This is a genomic window from Burkholderia sp. APQ4-4ca (assembly GCF_057837105.1).
In genome coordinates, this window is sequence record NZ_JBYQCG010000100.1 from 1 (window position 1) to 15,387 (window position 15,387).

14 protein-coding genes are annotated in these 15,387 nt (G+C 69.7%); 11 read left to right on the top strand and 3 right to left on the bottom strand.

What is annotated here, in order from left to right:
* Positions 1–655 (top strand): transposase (locus AC3IFE_RS11870; RefSeq protein ID WP_489190650.1); only part of this gene is annotated, 655 nt, incomplete at its 5' end.
* Positions 656–739: 84 nt separating this feature from the next.
* On the opposite strand, the gene AC3IFE_RS11875 is transcribed toward AC3IFE_RS11870, so the two are convergent.
* On the bottom strand, positions 740–2,449 hold the full coding sequence (locus AC3IFE_RS11875; RefSeq protein ID WP_489190651.1) for a glutamine--tRNA ligase/YqeY domain fusion protein: 1,710 nt from the start codon (positions 2,447–2,449) through the stop codon (positions 740–742).
* 254 nt (positions 2,450–2,703) lie between these two features.
* On the opposite strand from AC3IFE_RS11875, the gene AC3IFE_RS11880 reads away from it, so the two are divergent.
* Together AC3IFE_RS11880 and AC3IFE_RS11885 are read left to right on the top strand one after the other, a co-directional pair.
* Positions 2,704–2,913 (top strand): YMGG-like glycine zipper-containing protein, encoded by a 210-nt coding sequence (locus AC3IFE_RS11880; protein ID WP_011656605.1) that lies wholly within the window; start codon positions 2,704–2,706, stop codon positions 2,911–2,913.
* A gap of 193 nt (positions 2,914–3,106) precedes the next feature.
* Positions 3,107–3,655 carry an RBBP9/YdeN family alpha/beta hydrolase gene (locus tag AC3IFE_RS11885; protein WP_489190652.1) on the top strand — a complete coding sequence of 183 codons (549 nt, stop codon included), beginning with the start codon at positions 3,107–3,109 and terminating at the stop codon, positions 3,653–3,655.
* 138 nt (positions 3,656–3,793) lie between these two features.
* On the opposite strand, the gene AC3IFE_RS11890 is transcribed toward AC3IFE_RS11885, so the two are convergent.
* Positions 3,794–5,014, bottom strand: coding sequence for a CaiB/BaiF CoA transferase family protein (locus AC3IFE_RS11890; protein ID WP_489190653.1), 1,221 nt, complete (start codon positions 5,012–5,014; stop codon positions 3,794–3,796).
* A 254-nt stretch (positions 5,015–5,268) separates the two neighbouring features.
* Here AC3IFE_RS11890 and alaS point away from each other — a divergent pair, with 254 nt between their 5' ends.
* Complete coding sequence (gene alaS, locus AC3IFE_RS11895) at positions 5,269–7,893, top strand: alanine--tRNA ligase (protein WP_301738867.1); 2,625 nt, start codon at positions 5,269–5,271, stop codon at positions 7,891–7,893.
* Between the two features lie 150 nt (positions 7,894–8,043).
* On the opposite strand, the gene AC3IFE_RS11900 is transcribed toward alaS, so the two are convergent.
* Entirely contained in the window at positions 8,044–8,958 is a 915-nt protein-coding gene (locus AC3IFE_RS11900; protein WP_489190655.1) for a LysR family transcriptional regulator, read from the bottom strand.
* Positions 8,959–9,083: 125 nt separating this feature from the next.
* Here AC3IFE_RS11900 and AC3IFE_RS11905 point away from each other — a divergent pair, with 125 nt between their 5' ends.
* The 7 genes from AC3IFE_RS11905 (at position 9,084) to AC3IFE_RS11935 (ending at position 15,220) form a co-directional block, all read left to right on the top strand.
* Complete coding sequence (locus tag AC3IFE_RS11905) at positions 9,084–10,358, top strand: YbfB/YjiJ family MFS transporter (RefSeq protein ID WP_489190656.1); 1,275 nt, start codon at positions 9,084–9,086, stop codon at positions 10,356–10,358.
* 122 nt (positions 10,359–10,480) lie between these two features.
* Positions 10,481–11,017, top strand: a complete 537-nt coding sequence (locus AC3IFE_RS11910) for an NUDIX domain-containing protein (RefSeq protein ID WP_089467232.1) — start codon at positions 10,481–10,483, stop codon at positions 11,015–11,017.
* Between the two features lie 148 nt (positions 11,018–11,165).
* Positions 11,166–11,603 (top strand): acyl-CoA thioesterase, encoded by a 438-nt coding sequence (locus AC3IFE_RS11915; RefSeq protein ID WP_089467933.1) that lies wholly within the window; start codon positions 11,166–11,168, stop codon positions 11,601–11,603.
* A 9-nt stretch (positions 11,604–11,612) separates the two neighbouring features.
* Positions 11,613–12,548, top strand: coding sequence for a branched-chain amino acid ABC transporter permease (locus AC3IFE_RS11920; protein WP_489190657.1), 936 nt, complete (start codon positions 11,613–11,615; stop codon positions 12,546–12,548).
* A complete protein-coding gene (locus AC3IFE_RS11925) occupies positions 12,541–13,770 on the top strand; it encodes a branched-chain amino acid ABC transporter permease (RefSeq protein WP_489190659.1) in 1,230 nt (409 codons plus the stop codon). Before AC3IFE_RS11920 ends, AC3IFE_RS11925 begins: the two co-directional genes overlap by 8 nt.
* The gene (locus tag AC3IFE_RS11930; protein WP_089467934.1) at positions 13,767–14,519 is read left to right on the top strand and encodes an ABC transporter ATP-binding protein; all 753 of its coding nucleotides are present in this window, start codon (positions 13,767–13,769) and stop codon (positions 14,517–14,519) included. The genes AC3IFE_RS11925 and AC3IFE_RS11930 overlap by 4 nt, the downstream gene beginning before the upstream one ends.
* Positions 14,516–15,220, top strand: coding sequence for an ABC transporter ATP-binding protein (locus AC3IFE_RS11935; RefSeq protein ID WP_489190660.1), 705 nt, complete (start codon positions 14,516–14,518; stop codon positions 15,218–15,220). The genes AC3IFE_RS11930 and AC3IFE_RS11935 overlap by 4 nt, the downstream gene beginning before the upstream one ends.
* Positions 15,221–15,387: the final 167 nt, after the last annotated feature.

Below are 15,387 nucleotides of genomic sequence, written 5' to 3' on the forward strand. Positions count from 1 at the left end.
GGGTTCGAACCGTCACTTCCTCATCCCGGCCAAGGCCAACACCAAATGGGAAGTCATCGAGGGAACGCCTGATGATGCGGTGGTAAGCATGCGCGTGTCGCCCCAGGCACGCAAGAAATGCCCGGACCTGCCAGAGGTGTGGCAGGCGCGAGCCGTCACCCTGGTCGACTCAAGTGCCCGCAAGCGCGTACTGCTGACGTCACTGTTCGACCGAAAACGCTACACGAGCGCCGATATCGTGGCCTGCTATGCGCGCCGCTGGCAAATTGAAACCAGCTATCGAGAACTCAAGCAGACGATGATGGGCATGGCGCCGATCCTGCGCAGCCGCAGCGTTGAGGGGGTGTATCAGGAAATCTGGGGCGCGCTGATTGCCTACAACCTCGTGCGATTGGAGATTGCCAAGGCCGCGCTTGCGGTGAAGTGCGAGCCGACTGAGATTAGCTTCGTGCGCGCCTTCCACGTCATCCAGTACGAATTGCACTGGGCCGCGGTTACCCGTGCGCAGGGCAAGCTCCCAGCTCTGCTGCAACGACTGCGACTACGTCTGGTCGCGCTACTCAAAGAAGAACGGCCCGCTCGAAAATTCGAGCGGGCCGTGAAGGCTGTGCCAAAACGCTATGCCGTCCGTGTCCTTAAAAAGAACCTTAACTGAACGGCATTAGCCCTCGAGCCGGTTTTTTCATGGCAGGCAGCGGGGCGGCTTGCGAAGCCGCCCGCCGCCGCGCGGCGCAGGCCGTCAGGCCGGCTTGCCCCAGCTGTCGCGCAGCCCGACGATCCGGTTGAACACCGGCTTGCCCGGCTTCGAATCGACACGGTCTGCAACAAAGTAGCCATGGCGCTCGAACTGCAGGCGCGTTTCCGGCGCGACGTCGCCGTTGCCCGGCTCGACGTACGCCTGCACGATCTTCTTCGAATCGGGGTTCAGCGCCTCGAGGAAGTTCGCGCCGCCCGCATCCGGGTGCGGCTCCTTGAACAGGCGATCGTAGATCCGCACTTCGGCCGGCTGCGCGTGCTTCGCGCTGACCCAGTGGATGTTGCCCTTGACCTTGTACGTGTTCGCGCCTTCGGTGCCCGACTTGCTGTCCGGGAAGTAGTTGCAGTGCACGGCCGTCACGTTGCCGTCCGCGTCCTTGTCGAAACCCGTGCATTCGATCACGTAGCCGTAGCGCAGGCGCACCTTGTTGCCCGGGAACAGCCGGAAATAGCCCTTCGGCGGATGCTCGACGAAATCCTCGCGCTCGATCCACAGTTCGCGCGAGATCGGGAACGTGCGCACGCCGCGGTCCGGATGGTGCGGATGCACGGGCGCCGTGCAGGCTTCCTCGAGGTCTTCCGGATAGTTGTCGATCACGAGCTTCAGCGGATCGAGCACCGCGACCGTACGCGCGGCCTTGTCGTCGAGGTCGTCGCGCAGCGCGCCTTCGAAGATGCTCATGTCGATCCACGAATCGATCTTCGTCACGCCGATCCGCTCGCAGAACAGGTGAATGCTCTCCGGCGTGAAGCCGCGGCGGCGCACGCCGACGATCGTCGGCATGCGCGGGTCGTCCCAGCCGTCGACGTGGCCTTCGGTGACGAGCTGCAGCAGCTTGCGCTTGCTGGTGATCGCGTACGTGAGGTTCAGCCGCGAGAATTCGATCTGTTGCGGCAGCGGGCGCGTGAACACGCCGGCTTCCGCGAGTTCGTTCAGCACCCAGTCGTACAGCGGGCGATGATCCTCGAATTCGAGCGTGCACAGCGAGTGCGTGATGCCTTCGAGCGCATCCGAGATGCAGTGCGTGTAGTCGTACATCGGATACACGCACCATGCGTCGCCGGTGCGGTAGTGGTGCGCGTAGCGGATCCGGTAGATCACCGGGTCGCGCATGTTCATGTTCGGCGACGCCATGTCGATCTTCGCGCGCAGCACATGCTCGCCTTCCTTGAACTCGCCGGCCTTCATGCGGCGGAACAGGTCGAGGTTTTCCGCCGGCGTGCGGTCGCGGAACGGCGACGGCTTGCCGCCTTCGGTCAGCGAGCCGCGGTTCGCGCGCATTTCGTCGGCGCTCTGGCTGTCGACGTACGCCTTGCCGCGCTGGATCAGCAGCTCGGCGAATTCGTACAGCTTGTCGTAGTAGTCGCTCGCGAAATACTGATGATCGACGGCATCCTTGCGCCAGTCGAAACCGAGCCAGCGCACCGCGTCGACGATCGAGTCGACGTATTCGACGCTTTCCTTTTCCGGGTTCGTGTCGTCGAAGCGCAGGTGGCACACGCCGCCGTAGTCGCGCGCGACGCTGAAGTTCAGGCAGATGCTCTTCGCGTGGCCGATGTGCAGATAGCCGTTCGGCTCGGGCGGGAAGCGCGTCTCGACGCGCCCGCCCCATTTGCCGGTGCGGTTGTCGTCGTCGATGATGTTGCGGATGAAATTGGAAGCCGCGGGGGCGTCGTTGCGTTCGGTGCTCATGCGGTTGGCGTCAGGGTTGTGTCGGCGCGTCGCGCCGGTTTAATCCTGTAATTCTACCTGACCGGGGTCCGTCCCGCGCGGCCTGCGGGTCGGGCGCCGTCCGTTCGCGACGCGTATCCCAATATATCGAGTGTGTGTCGGCTGTAACACGACGTAAATCGGATTGCCGACGTCGTTCGGCGTTTCCTATGATGCCTTCACCGAGTCAATGCCGCCATTCGCAACTTTTGCGGGGCGGGAGGAAACCAACAACCATGATGAAGAAGACCACTTTTCTCGTTCGTACCGCGGTGATCGTCGCGGTCCTGTCGCAACTCGGCGCATGCGCGATGACGCATACGCAGCGCAATGCCGGTATCGGCGCGGCCGCGGGCGGCGCGCTCGGCTACCTGATCACGGGCGGCCCGGTCGGCACGGTGGCCGGCGCGGCGGCAGGCGGCCTGGTCGGCGCCGGCGTACGCTGATTCACGCCGGCGGGCGCCCGCGACGCGGGCGCACCCGACCGCCGGCCCGGTCGTGACGCCTGCCTGAGCGCGTCACGACCCGCTTGAAGGTTATGCACATCCCCCGGATTTTGACAGGCACCATCAGGGAGAGGCGGGTGTGCGACACTGCGTCGACGCTACAACACGATTTCATTCGTCGACGAATCCCTCCATGACCGACCCCGTCGTTTTCGTCTTGCCGGGCTACGCCAATTCGGGCCCGCTTCACTGGCAGAGCCGCTGGGAGCGCGCCGATCCGCGTTTCGTGCGGATTGCGATGCCTGACTGGGATCACGCTTTCCGCAACGGCTGGTGTCTCGCGCTCGACCGGGCGGTCGAAGCCGCGCGCGGGCCCGTGCTGATCGCCGGCCACAGCCTCGGCACGCTGACCACGGCGTGGTGGGCGACCCGCTACGCGCGGCCGGCCGCGCTCGCGAAAGTGCGCGGCGCGCTGCTCGTCGCGTTGCCCGATCCGGCCGGGCCGGCGTTTCCGGTCGACGCGCACGGGTTCGGCCCGGTCCCGCACGAGCGGCTGCCGTTTCCGACCTGCGTGGTCGCGAGCAGCGACGATCCGTACGGTTCGCTCGCGTTCGCACGCGGCTGCGCGAACGCGTGGGGCAGCACGTTCCATGACCTCGGCCCGCGCGGCCACATCAACGCGGACAGCGGGCTCGGCGACTGGCCGCAAGCGCGCGGCTGGCTCGATGCGCTGGCGCGCTGACCCGTCGACTCCGTCAATCTCGTTGGTTCGCGTGGCGCGTTCGATCGGCGTATCGGTCGCAGGCGATCGCCTGATACGCCGCCGCGCGCGCCCCGCAGCCACCGCGAGGCCATCGCGAGGCCGCCGCTCGAACCGCGCTCAGATCGCCTGCTTCGCCTTCAACGCGGCGATCCGCACATCGTCGTAGCCGAGCATGTCGCGCAGCACGTCTTCCGTCTGCGCGCCGAGCAGCGGCGGGGCCGTGCGCGCGTCGGGCGGCGTCGCGCTCATCCGGATCGGGTTGCGCACGAGCTTCACGTCCGCGCCGCACGGATGCGGCAGCGATACCTGCATCCCGCGCGCAACCACGTGCTCGTTGTCGAACACCTCGTCGAGTTCGTTGATCGGCCCGCACGGCACGCCGGCCGCTTCGAGCGCGCCGATCCAGTCGGCCTTGTCGCGCGCCTTCACCATCTCCGCGAGGATCGGCACCAGCGTGTCGCGGTGACGCACGCGCGACGGGTTCGTCGCGAAGCGCTCGTCGTCGGCCAGCTCGGCCCGGCCGCCCGCCTCGACGAACTTGCGGAACTGCCCGTCGTTGCCGACCGCGACGATGATCCAGCCGTCGCGCGTCTGGAACGTCTGGTACGGCACGATGTTCGGATGCGCGTTGCCCCAGCGCACCGGCGGCTTGCCGCTCGCGAGGAAGTTGGTGTTCATGTTCGCGAGCAGCGCGACCTGCACGTCGAGCAGCGCCATGTCGATGTACTGGCCTTCGCCCGTGCGGTCGCGGTGCGCGAGCGCGGCGAGCACGGCGATCGTCGAATAGAGGCCGGTCGCGAGATCGGCGATCGCGACGCCGGCTTTCTGCGGGCCGCCGCCCGGTTCGCCGTCGCGCTCGCCGGTGATGCTCATGAAGCCGCCGATCCCCTGCACGATGAAGTCGTAGCCCGCGCGATGCGCGTACGGCCCCGTCTGGCCGAAGCCGGTGACCGAGCAGTAGACGAGGTCGGGCTTCACCGCGCGCAGCGATTCATAGTCGAGCCCGTATTTCTTCAACTGGCCGACCTTGTAGTTCTCGAGCACGACGTCGCTTTGCGCGGCGAGCTCGCGCACGATCCGCTGCCCGTCGGGCGTCGCGATGTCGATCGTCACCGAGCGCTTGTTGCGGTTCGCCGCGAGATAGTAAGCGGCTTCGGCGGTATCCGCGCCGTCCGCGTCCTTCAGGTACGGCGGCCCCCAGTGGCGCGTGTCGTCGCCGGCGCCCGGGCGTTCGACCTTGATCACGTCCGCGCCGAAATCGGCGAGGGTCTGCGCGCACCACGGGCCCGCGAGCACGCGGGTCAGGTCCAGCACGCGGATATGGCTCAGGGCACCCATCGTCGAATCGTCTCCTTTCATGGCGGGCCTGCGTTGTCGGGCAAGGCCGATTGGCATCCCGAGCATCTTAAGGCGAATCGGCCGCGCGGGTGGCCCAGGCCGGTCGTCCGGATAGCCGGGCCGCCTTGCCCGCGCTTTGCCCGGAAGCCGGCCCCGATCCCGTATAATCGATCGTTTCCGAATCCATGCCGCCGTGCGCCCCGCCTGGGGCGCCGGCGTTTGAAGCCGTCTTTGCCAGACTGTCCCCGCACGCCATGAAAGCTGCCGAAATCCGCGAGAAATTCCTCAAATTCTTCGAATCGAAGGGCCACACGATCGTCCGCTCGTCGAGCCTCGTGCCCGGTAACGACCCCACGCTGATGTTCACGAACTCGGGCATGGTCCAGTTCAAGGACGTCTTCCTCGGCACGGACCCGCGCCCGTACTCGCGCGCCACGACGGCGCAGCGCAGCGTGCGCGCGGGCGGCAAGCACAACGACCTCGAGAACGTCGGCTACACGGCGCGCCACCACACGTTCTTCGAGATGCTCGGCAACTTCTCGTTCGGCGACTACTTCAAGCACGACGCGATCAAGTTCGCGTGGGAGCTGCTGACCACGGTCTACCAGCTGCCGAAGGACAAGCTATGGGTGACCGTCTACCAGGAAGACGACGAAGCGTACGACATCTGGGCGAAGGAAGTCGGCGTGCCGACCGAGCGGATCATCCGGATCGGCGACAACAAGGGCGCGCGCTACGCGTCGGACAACTTCTGGACGATGGGCGACACCGGCCCGTGCGGCCCGTGCACCGAAATCTTCTACGATCACGGCCCGGACGTGTGGGGCGGCCCGCCGGGGTCGCCCGAAGAAGACGGCGACCGCTACATCGAGATCTGGAACCTCGTGTTCATGCAGTTCAACCGCGACGCGCAGGGCAACATGACGCGCCTGCCGAAGCAGTCGGTCGACACCGGCATGGGTCTCGAGCGTCTCGCCGCGGTGCTGCAGCACGTGCACAGCAACTACGAGATCGACCTGTTCCAGAACCTGATCAAGGCCGCCGCGCGCGTGACCGAGATCAGCGACCTCACGAACAACTCGCTGAAGGTGATCGCCGATCACATCCGCGCATGCTCGTTCCTGATCGTCGACGGCGTGATCCCCGGCAACGAAGGCCGCGGCTACGTGCTGCGCCGGATCGTGCGCCGCGCGATCCGCCATGGCTACAAGCTGGGCCGCAAGGGCGCGTTCTTCCACAAGCTGGTGGCCGACCTCGTCGCCGAGATGGGCACCGCCTATCCGGAACTGAAGGAAGCGGAGCAGCGCGTGACCGACGTGCTGCGCCAGGAAGAAGAGCGCTTCTTCGAAACCATCGAGCACGGGATGTCGATCCTCGAAGCCGCGCTGGCCGACGTCGACGCGAAGGGCGGCAAGGTGCTCGACGGCGAGCTCGCGTTCAAGCTGCACGATACCTACGGCTTCCCGCTGGACCTGACGGCCGACGTGTGCCGCGAGCGCGGGATGACCGTCGACGAGCCGGCCTTCGACGACGCGATGGCGCGCCAGCGCGAGCAGGCGCGCGCGGCCGGCAAGTTCAAGGCCACGCAGGGCCTCGAATACTCGGGCGCGAAAACCACGTTCCACGGTTACGAGGAAATCGCGTTCGACGACGCGAAGATCGTCGCGCTGTACGTCGACGGCTCGGCCGTCAACGAAGTGAAGGCCGGCCAGGACGCGGTCGTCGTGCTCGACCACACGCCGTTCTATGCGGAATCGGGCGGCCAGGTCGGCGACCAGGGCGTGCTCGCGAACGCCGCGACGCGCTTCGCTGTGGCCGACACGCTGAAGGTGCAGGCCGACGTGATCGGTCATCACGGCACGCTCGAGCAGGGCACGCTCAAGGTCGGCGACGTCGTGCGCGCGGAAATCGACGCGCACCGCCGCGCCCGCACGCAGCGCAACCACTCGGCCACTCACCTGATGCACAAGGCGCTGCGTGAAGTGCTCGGCGCGCACGTGCAGCAGAAGGGTTCGCTCGTCGACGCGGACAAGACCCGTTTCGACTTCGCGCACAACGCACCGATGACCGATGACGAAATCCGTCGCGTCGAGCAGATCGTCAACGACGAAATCCTCGCGAACGCGCCGGGCATCGTGCGCGTGATGCCGTACGACGAAGCGGTGAAGGGCGGCGCGATGGCGCTGTTCGGCGAGAAGTACGGCGACGAAGTGCGCGTGCTCGACCTCGGCTTCTCGCGCGAACTGTGCGGCGGCACGCACGTGCATCGCACCGGCGACATCGGCCTGTTCAAGATCGTCGTCGAAGGCGGCGTCGCGGCCGGCATCCGCCGCGTCGAGGCGATCACCGGCGACAACGCGGTGCGCTACGTGCAGGAACTCGACGCACGCGTGAACGAAGCCGCGGCCGCGCTGAAGGCGCAGCCGTCGGAACTCACGCAGCGGATCGCGCAGGTGCAGGAGCAGGTGAAGTCGCTCGAGAAGGAACTGGGCGCGCTGAAGTCGAAGCTCGCGTCGAGCCAGGGCGACGAGCTCGCGCAGCAGGCCGTCGAAATCGGCGGCGTGTACGTGCTGGCCGCGACGCTCGACGGTGCGGACGCTAAGACGCTGCGCGAAACGGTCGACAAGCTGAAGGACAAGCTGAAGTGCGCGGCGATCGTGCTGGCGGCCGTCGAAGGCGGCAAGGTCAGCCTGATCGCGGGCGTCACGCCGGACGCGAGCAAGAAGGTCAAGGCCGGCGAACTCGTGAACTTCGTCGCGCAGCAAGTGGGCGGCAAGGGCGGCGGTCGTCCGGACATGGCGCAGGCGGGCGGCACCGAGCCGGCGAACCTGCCGGGCGCGCTGGCCGGCGTGAAGGGCTGGGTCGAGGAACGGCTCTGATCGTTGCACGACCGATGCGATGCCGTCGCGCCGACGGCATCGCGTGAATCGAAAAACGACCCGATCGGCAGTGCCGGTCGGGTCGTTTTGTTTGTGCCGGCTGGGCAAGTTGTGCGCGTCGCGATCGCCACGGCGGCGCGCGAACCCGGGTCAGGCCGGCACGGTCGCGGCCGGCTTCGCCGCGTCGTCAGGCTGCCGCGTGGCTTCGGTGAGCGCATCGCGGAGTGCTGCGAGCGCCGCCGACGCATAACCGCGCCGCCACCCGAGCAGCGTGTCGATGCCGGCGAGTTCGGGAATCGCGTGCGCGGCGATGTTGTCGGTGCCGAGCTGCAGATCGAGCACCGAGCGTGGCGCGACCGCGATGCCCGCGCCGGCCGCGACACACGCGACGATCGCGTGATACGAGCCGAGTTCGAGCACGCGCGCCGGCCTCACGCCGTGCGCCGCATACCACTGTTCGACGTACTTGCGATACGCGCAGCCGCGCTCGAACGCGATCAGCGTCGGCAGGATCACGTCGCGCGGCGTGCGCACCGGCGGATGGCCGCGCGGCGTGAGCAGCACGAGATCCTCGCGGAAAATCGGCACCGTCTCGAACGTGTCGGGCAGCGCGTCCGGCTCGGGCGGGCGCGCGAACAGCGCGGCGTCGATCTCGAAGTCGCGCACGCGGTCGATCAGGCAACCCGTCGTGCCCGTCAGCAGCTCGAGCGACACGTTCGGCCACGCATGGTGGTAGCGCGCGAGAAGGGCCGGCAGCCGGCTCGCGGCCGTGCTTTCCATCGTGCCGAGCCGCAGCCGGCCGCGCGGCGTGTCCTCGCGCACCGCGTCGCGCGCCTCGTCGGCGAGCGCGAGCAGGCGCTCCGCATACGGCAGCAGCGTATGCCCGGCCGGCGTCAGCACGAGCCGGCGGCCGTCGCGCACGAACAGCGCCGCGCCGAGTTCTTCCTCCAACTGCTTGATGCGCGTCGTGACGTTCGACTGCACGCGATTGAGCTTGGCCGCCGCGCGCGTCACGCCGTTCTCGCGCACGACCGCCCGGAAGATCGCCAGCGCCGCCAGGTCCATGATTCTCTCCGAGGGATGAGTTGATTCTTAATTATTCATTTTTCGAGAATGGTTGGTCAAGCTAGGATGAACCCATTCCGATTTCCGATCCGGCCGGCGTGCGCGACGCGCCGGCCTTTGCCGCCATGTCCCGCTTCGATGCCCTGACCGCAGCCGCCCGCGTCCTTTCGTCCGACCAGGCCGACCGCCGTGCCCGCGCGGCCGCGCTCGCCTGCATGGTCGGCCTGGCCGTCGTGCTCGGTGTCGGCCGTTTCGCGTTCACGCCGCTGTTGCCGCTGATGCTCGCGGACGGCTCGATCGGCCTGAAAGCCGGCAGCTGGCTCGCGTCGGCGAACTATGCGGGGTACTTTGCCGGCGCGCTCAGTTGCGCGGCGCTGCGCGTCGCGCCGGCGCGGATGGTGCGCTTCGGGCTCGCGGCGACCGTGCTGCTGACCGCCGCGATGGGCGTCGGTCACCTGCTGCCGGTGTGGCTCGTCGTGCGTTTCGTCGCGGGCGTCGTCAGTGCGTGGACGTTCGTGTTCGTGTCGCAGTGGGGCCTGCGGCGGCTGGCCGACCTGCATGCGCCCGAATGGAGCGGGGTGATCTATGCGGGGCCAGGCGTCGGCATCGTGGTGACGGGCCTGATCGGCAGCGCGCTGGCCGGCCAACATGCGGCGGTGGGCTGGCTCGGTTTCGCGGCGTTGTCGGCCGTGCTGTCGGTCGCGATCTGGCGCACGTTCGGCGCGGCCCCGGCGCCGGCCCCGGCCCCGGCGCACGCGCAGGCGACGCCGCCGGCCGCCGCGCCGCATATGGCCACCGGAGCGTCGGCCACCCAGGCCGCGCGGGCCGACACGCGAGGCCACCGCGCGGACGCCGCGTGGCTCGTTGCGCTATACGGCGCACCGGGCTTCGGCTACATCATCACCGCGACGTTCCTGCCGGTGATCGCGCGCGCCGCGCTGCCGGCCGGCTCGCCGTGGCCCGACCTGTTCTGGCCGATGTTCGGTGCGGCGCTGATCGTCGGCGCGATCACCGCCGCGCGGCTGCCCGGGCACTGGGACAACCGGCTGCTGCTGGCGGCCGGCTGCGCGACGCAGGCGCTCGGCATCGCGGCCGGGATCGTGTGGCCGAACGCGGCCGGCTTCTCGGTCGGCAGTGCGCTGCTCGGGTTGCCGTTCACCGCGATCACGCTGTTCGCGATGCGCGAGGCCCGGCGCCTGCACGGCGAGCGCGCGGCCGGGCTGATGGGCTATGCGACCGCGTCGTACGGCGTCGGGCAGATCCTCGGGCCGCTCGTCGCGGCGCCGCTGGCCGCGCGCTTCGGGTCGTTTACGCCCGCGCTGTGGGTCGCGGCGGCGGCGCTGCTGATCGGCGCCGGCGGCTTCGCGGCGCGCGCCGCACGCGGGCGCCGGTCCGCCTGACGCCGGTGGGGCCGGATCGTCTCGGGCGCGGGCAAACTCGCTAGAATGAAGCCTTTTCCGCGCCGAGCGGACGCGCGACGCGGCCTGCAGGCCGATGCCGGGCGCTCGCCAGATCCCCATCGATGACCACCGCCGACTACCGCTTTTGCCCGCGCTGCGCGAACCCGCTGACCGAGCGTGCCGATCCCGACCATGAGGGCGGCCGCATCCGCCAGGCCTGTCCCGACGACACCTGCGGCTACGTGCACTGGAACAATCCGCTGCCCGTCGTCGCCGCGATCGTCGAACTCGACGGCAAGATCCTGCTCGCGCGCAACGCCGCGTGGCCCGAAGGGATGTTCGCGCTGATCACCGGCTTCCTCGAAAACGGCGAAACGCCCGAGGACGGCATCGCGCGCGAGGTGTTCGAGGAAACCGCGCTGAAGGCCGAGCACGTGTCGCTCGTCGGCGTGTACGAATTCATCCGCAAGAACGAACTGATCATCGCGTACCACGTGCGGGCGTCGGGCACGGTGTCGCTATCGCCGGAACTGCTCGAATACAAGCTCGTCGATCCGCCGCTGCTGCGCCCGTGGCGCGCCGGCACGGGCGTCGCGCTCGCCGACTGGATGCGCGCGCGCGGCCTCGATTTCGAATTCGTCGACCGGCCGGGGCAGTGACGGGCCGGCCTGCCCGCAGGGTGTCGTCCGCCGTGCCGCGCGTGATCGCGGCGCGGGGCTGCGTTTCCTGCCGGCGCGCTGCGTCATGCGGCCGCCGCGCATCATCCCCGTCGTCCCAACCGCTTTCATCGTCCTGAGCGCCATCGCCATGTCCGACAAGCCGCAACCGCGTCCGCGCGACGCCTATCGCCACTTCCTGCCGATCACGACCCGCTGGATGGACAACGACGTCTACGGGCACGTGAACAACGTCGTCTACTACAGCTACTTCGACACCGTCGTGAACGCGTACCTGATCCGCGCGGGCGTGCTCGACGTCGAGCACGGGCAGACGATCGGGCTGGTCGTCGAGACGCAGTGCAACTACTTCGCGCCGCTCGTGTTCCCGCAATTGGTCGACGCGGGGCTGCGCGTCGTGAAGCTCGGCACGTCGAGCGTGCGTTATGAGGTGGGGCTGTTCGCGCAAGGCGATGCGTCGCCCGCCGCGCAGGGGCATTTCGTGCACGTGTACGTCGATCGCGGCACGCGCCGCCCGGTGCCGCTGCCCGACGCGCTGCGCGCGGCGCTCGAACCGCTCGCCGCCTGACGGCACGCGGTGCACGCATTCGCGCTCCAGGCCTTCAACGGCCTCAGCTACGGCTTGCTGCTGTTCATGCTGTCGGCCGGCCTCACGCTGATCTTCAGCGTGCAGGGCGTGCTCAACTTCGCGCATGCGAGCTTCTACATGCTCGGCGCGTATGTCGGCTACAGCATCGCGGCTCAGGCGGGCTTCTGGCCGGCGCTCGTGCTCGCGCCGCTCGCGGTCGGGCTGCTCGGCGCCGGCTGCGAACGCGTGCTGCTGCGCCGCGTGCAGGCGCGCGGCCATACGAGCGAACTGCTGTTGACCTTCGGTCTCGCCTACTTGATCGGCGAGGGCGCGAAACTCGCGTGGGGCCTCGCGCCGCTGCCGGCGCCCGTGCCGCCGCTGTTCGACGGCGCGCCCGCGAACGTGTTCGGTCTTGCGCTGCCGCGTTACCGGCTGTTCATGATGGCGATGTCCGCGACGATGCTGGTCGCGCTCGGCGTGCTGCTGCGGGCGTCGCGCATCGGGCTCGTCGTGCGCGCGGCGCTCACGCATCGTGCGGCGGTCGAGGCGCTCGGCTACGACGTGCCGCGCGTGATGACGGCGCTGTTCGGCGCGGGCACCGCGCTCGCGGCGCTGGCCGGCGTGATCGGCGCGCCGCTCGCGGTGATCGAGCCCGCGCTGGCCGAGACCGTCGGCTCGGTCGTGTTCGCGGTCGTCGTGATCGGCGGCCTGGGTTCGCTCGGCGGCGCGTTCGTGGCGTCGCTCGCGGTCGGCTTCGCGCAGACCTTCGCGGCCGCGAGCGACACGTCGCTGCGCGATCTCGCGCAATGGACGGGCATCGCGCTGCCCGACAGCGTGGCCGCGGTGTCGATCGCGCAACTGGCGCCGCTGGTGCCGTACCTGCTGCTCGTCGCGGTGCTGGTCGCGCGGCCGCGCGGGTTGTTCGGCGAGCGTGTCGATGCATAGCCGCGCACTCGCCGCAGGCGTGCGCTGGGCGCTGTTCGCCGCATGTTTCGCGCTGCCCGCGTGGCTGTGGCCGCATGGCGCGGTGCTCGGCTATCTGGCTCAGACGGCCGCGCTCGTCGTGCTCGCGCTGTCGTACAACCTTCAACTCGGCACCACCGGGCTGCTGTCGTTCGGGCACGCGGCGTTCGCGGGCCTCGGCGCGTTCGCAGCCGCGCACTGGTTCAATCGCATCGGCGGCCCGCTGCCGCTGTTGCCGCTCGTCGGCGGCGTGGCCGGCGCGGGCTTCGGATGCGTCGCCGGGCTGCTGGCGACGCGCCGTTCCGGCACCGCGTTCGCGATGATCACGCTCGGGCTCGGCGAATGCGTCGCGGCGGCCGCGTGGAGCGTCCCGGTGTGGTTCGGCGGGATCGGCGGCGTGCCGATCGACCGCGCGAGCGGCGCGCCGTGGGGCAACGCGCAGTTCGGCGCGCCGGCGCACGCGTATGCGCTGATCGCCGCGTGGTGCGTCGTGTCGGCTTGGGCGATGCATGCGCTGTCCCGCACGCCGCTCGCGCGGCTCGCGAACGCGGTGCGCGACAACCCGGCGCGCGTCGCCGCGCTCGGCACCGATCCGCGCCGCGTGCGGCTCGCGATGGTCACCTGCGCGTCGTTTTTCGCGGGCGTCGCCGGCACGCTGACGCTGATCGACGTCGAGATCGCGACGCCCGACAGCGTATCGATGGCGCGCTCGGCGACCGTGCTGATCGCCGCGGTGATCGGCGGCACCGGCGCATTCTTCGGGCCGGCGGCCGGCGCGGCCGTGCTGACCGCGCTGAGCGTCGTCGTCGCGGGCGTGTCGCGCGCGTGGGCGCTGTATCTCGGCGTGCTGTTCGTCGCGATCGTCGTCGCCGCGCCGGGCGGGATCGCGGGCATTGCACGGGCGCTCGCGCAGGCGCTGCGGCGCGGCGCGCCGGCGCTCGAGCGGTGGCGCATGGCATGCGGCGTCGGCGCGTGCGCGTTCTGGGGCGTCGCGATCGTCTGCGCGGCAGAGCTCGGCTATGCGTGGCGCTTCGCGCAGGACGACGGCACGGGCGTCGCGTTCGGCGCATGGGGCATCGACGCCGATACGCCGATCGGCTGGGCCGTCGCGTGTTCGGCGGCCAGCATCGGCATGCTGCTGTGGGGCTGGCGTGCGCGGCTCGGGCACGGCGCGGCGACCGGCACGCGGGAGGACGCGCGATGAACGGCAACGCGATCGCGCTTCACGGCATCGTGCAGCGCTTCGGCGCGCAGACCGTGCTAGACGGTGTCGATCTGAGCATCGCGGCCGGCGAGCGCCACGCGCTGATCGGGCCGAACGGCGCCGGCAAGTCGACGCTGTTCGGCGTGATCGCGGGCGCGACGCGGCCCACGCGCGGGCGCGTCATGCTGCACGGCGTCGCGCTGCGCGGGCGCGGGCCGGTCGTCGCGAGCCGCCTCGGCATCGGCCGCAGTTTCCAGCAGACGAGCGCGTTCGCGCGCCTGAGCGTATTCGACAACCTGCGCTGCGCGGCGCTGCATGCGCCGGCCGAACGGCGGCGCTGGTGGAACCGGCTGCGCGAATCCGCGTCGGTCGATCTCGCTGCCGCGCGCGTGCTGCACGACATCGGCCTCGACGCGCGGCGCGACACGCCGGCCGGCGAACTCGGCTATGCGGAGCAGCGCGCGCTCGATCTCGGCATCGCGCTCGCGAGCGGCGCGCGCACGCTGCTGCTCGACGAGCCGACGGCCGGCATGAGCCGCGCGCAGGCCGCGCGGATGATCGCGCTGATCCGGGCGACGACGCAGGGCCGCACGGTGCTGATGATCGAGCACGACATGGACGCGGTGTTCGGTTTCGCCGAGCGCATCACGGTGCTCGTGCGCGGCACGGTGGTCGCGACCGGCGCGCCCGACGCGATCCGCGCCGATCCGCGCGTGCGCGCCGCGTACCTGGGCGAGGGGGCGGCATGAGCGCGGTGCTCGACATTCGCGGGCTGCGCGCGTGGTACGGGATGCAGCCCGTGCTCGACGGCGTCGATCTCGCGCTCGCGCCGGGCGAGACGCTCGCGCTGCTCGGCCGCAACGGCTCGGGGCGCTCGACGCTCGCGAAGGCCGTGATGGGGCTGGTGCGCACGGCCGGCTCGGTGCGCATCGCCGGCGCCGAGTGCGCGGGGGCGCGCACGTTCGAGATCGCGCGGCGTGGCGTTGCTTACGTGGCCGAAAGCCGCGACGTGTTTCCGCTGCTGAGCGTGCGCGACAACCTGCGACTCGGTTTGCGCGGCGCAAGCGGCGCGGCCGAACGGGCGGCGCTCGACCGCCTGTTCGAGCGTTTTCCGCTGCTGGCCGCGCGCGCGGACGTGAAGGCCGGGCGGCTGTCGGGCGGCGAGCAGCAGGTGCTCGCGCTGGTGCGCGCAGTCGCCGGCCGCCCGCGCGTGCTGATCGTCGACGAACCGGCCGAGGGGCTCGCGCCGCTCGCGGTCGACGAAGTCGGCACGTGTCTCGCCGCGCTGCAGGCCGACGGCGTCGCGATCGTGCTGATCGAGCAGCGGCTGCAGCTCGCGCCGCGGCTCGCGCGGCGCGTGGCGGTGATGGGGCGGGGACGGATCGTCCACGACGGCGCACTCGACGGGCTGCACGGCGAGGTGGCCGACGCGTGGCTGAGCGCCGGCTGACCGCGCCCGGTCGATTGTTCGGCAAACTCCGCCAGTCAATTCGCGTCGAGCCGCTTTATCGCTGCGGCGCCGCAACGTAAATTTCCAGTCAGGCCGATTGCCGCCGCAACCCATCGCCGCGGCAACCGGCGCCAACCATCGAAGGTTTTCTGACTGAGGAATGAAAT

Coding starts and splice junctions, on each gene's coding strand:
- AC3IFE_RS11875 (WP_489190651.1), bottom strand. CDS start 2,449: ATGAGCACCGAACGCAACGACGCCCCCGCGGCTTCCAATTTCATCCGC.
- AC3IFE_RS11880 (WP_011656605.1), top strand. CDS start 2,704: ATGATGAAGAAGACCACTTTTCTCGTTCGTACCGCGGTGATCGTCGCG.
- AC3IFE_RS11885 (WP_489190652.1), top strand. CDS start 3,107: ATGACCGACCCCGTCGTTTTCGTCTTGCCGGGCTACGCCAATTCGGGC.
- AC3IFE_RS11890 (WP_489190653.1), bottom strand. CDS start 5,014: ATGGGTGCCCTGAGCCATATCCGCGTGCTGGACCTGACCCGCGTGCTC.
- alaS (WP_301738867.1), top strand. CDS start 5,269: ATGAAAGCTGCCGAAATCCGCGAGAAATTCCTCAAATTCTTCGAATCG.
- AC3IFE_RS11900 (WP_489190655.1), bottom strand. CDS start 8,958: ATGGACCTGGCGGCGCTGGCGATCTTCCGGGCGGTCGTGCGCGAGAAC.
- AC3IFE_RS11905 (WP_489190656.1), top strand. CDS start 9,084: ATGTCCCGCTTCGATGCCCTGACCGCAGCCGCCCGCGTCCTTTCGTCC.
- AC3IFE_RS11910 (WP_089467232.1), top strand. CDS start 10,481: ATGACCACCGCCGACTACCGCTTTTGCCCGCGCTGCGCGAACCCGCTG.
- AC3IFE_RS11915 (WP_089467933.1), top strand. CDS start 11,166: ATGTCCGACAAGCCGCAACCGCGTCCGCGCGACGCCTATCGCCACTTC.
- AC3IFE_RS11925 (WP_489190659.1), top strand. CDS start 12,541: ATGCATAGCCGCGCACTCGCCGCAGGCGTGCGCTGGGCGCTGTTCGCC.
- AC3IFE_RS11930 (WP_089467934.1), top strand. CDS start 13,767: ATGAACGGCAACGCGATCGCGCTTCACGGCATCGTGCAGCGCTTCGGC.
- AC3IFE_RS11935 (WP_489190660.1), top strand. CDS start 14,516: ATGAGCGCGGTGCTCGACATTCGCGGGCTGCGCGCGTGGTACGGGATG.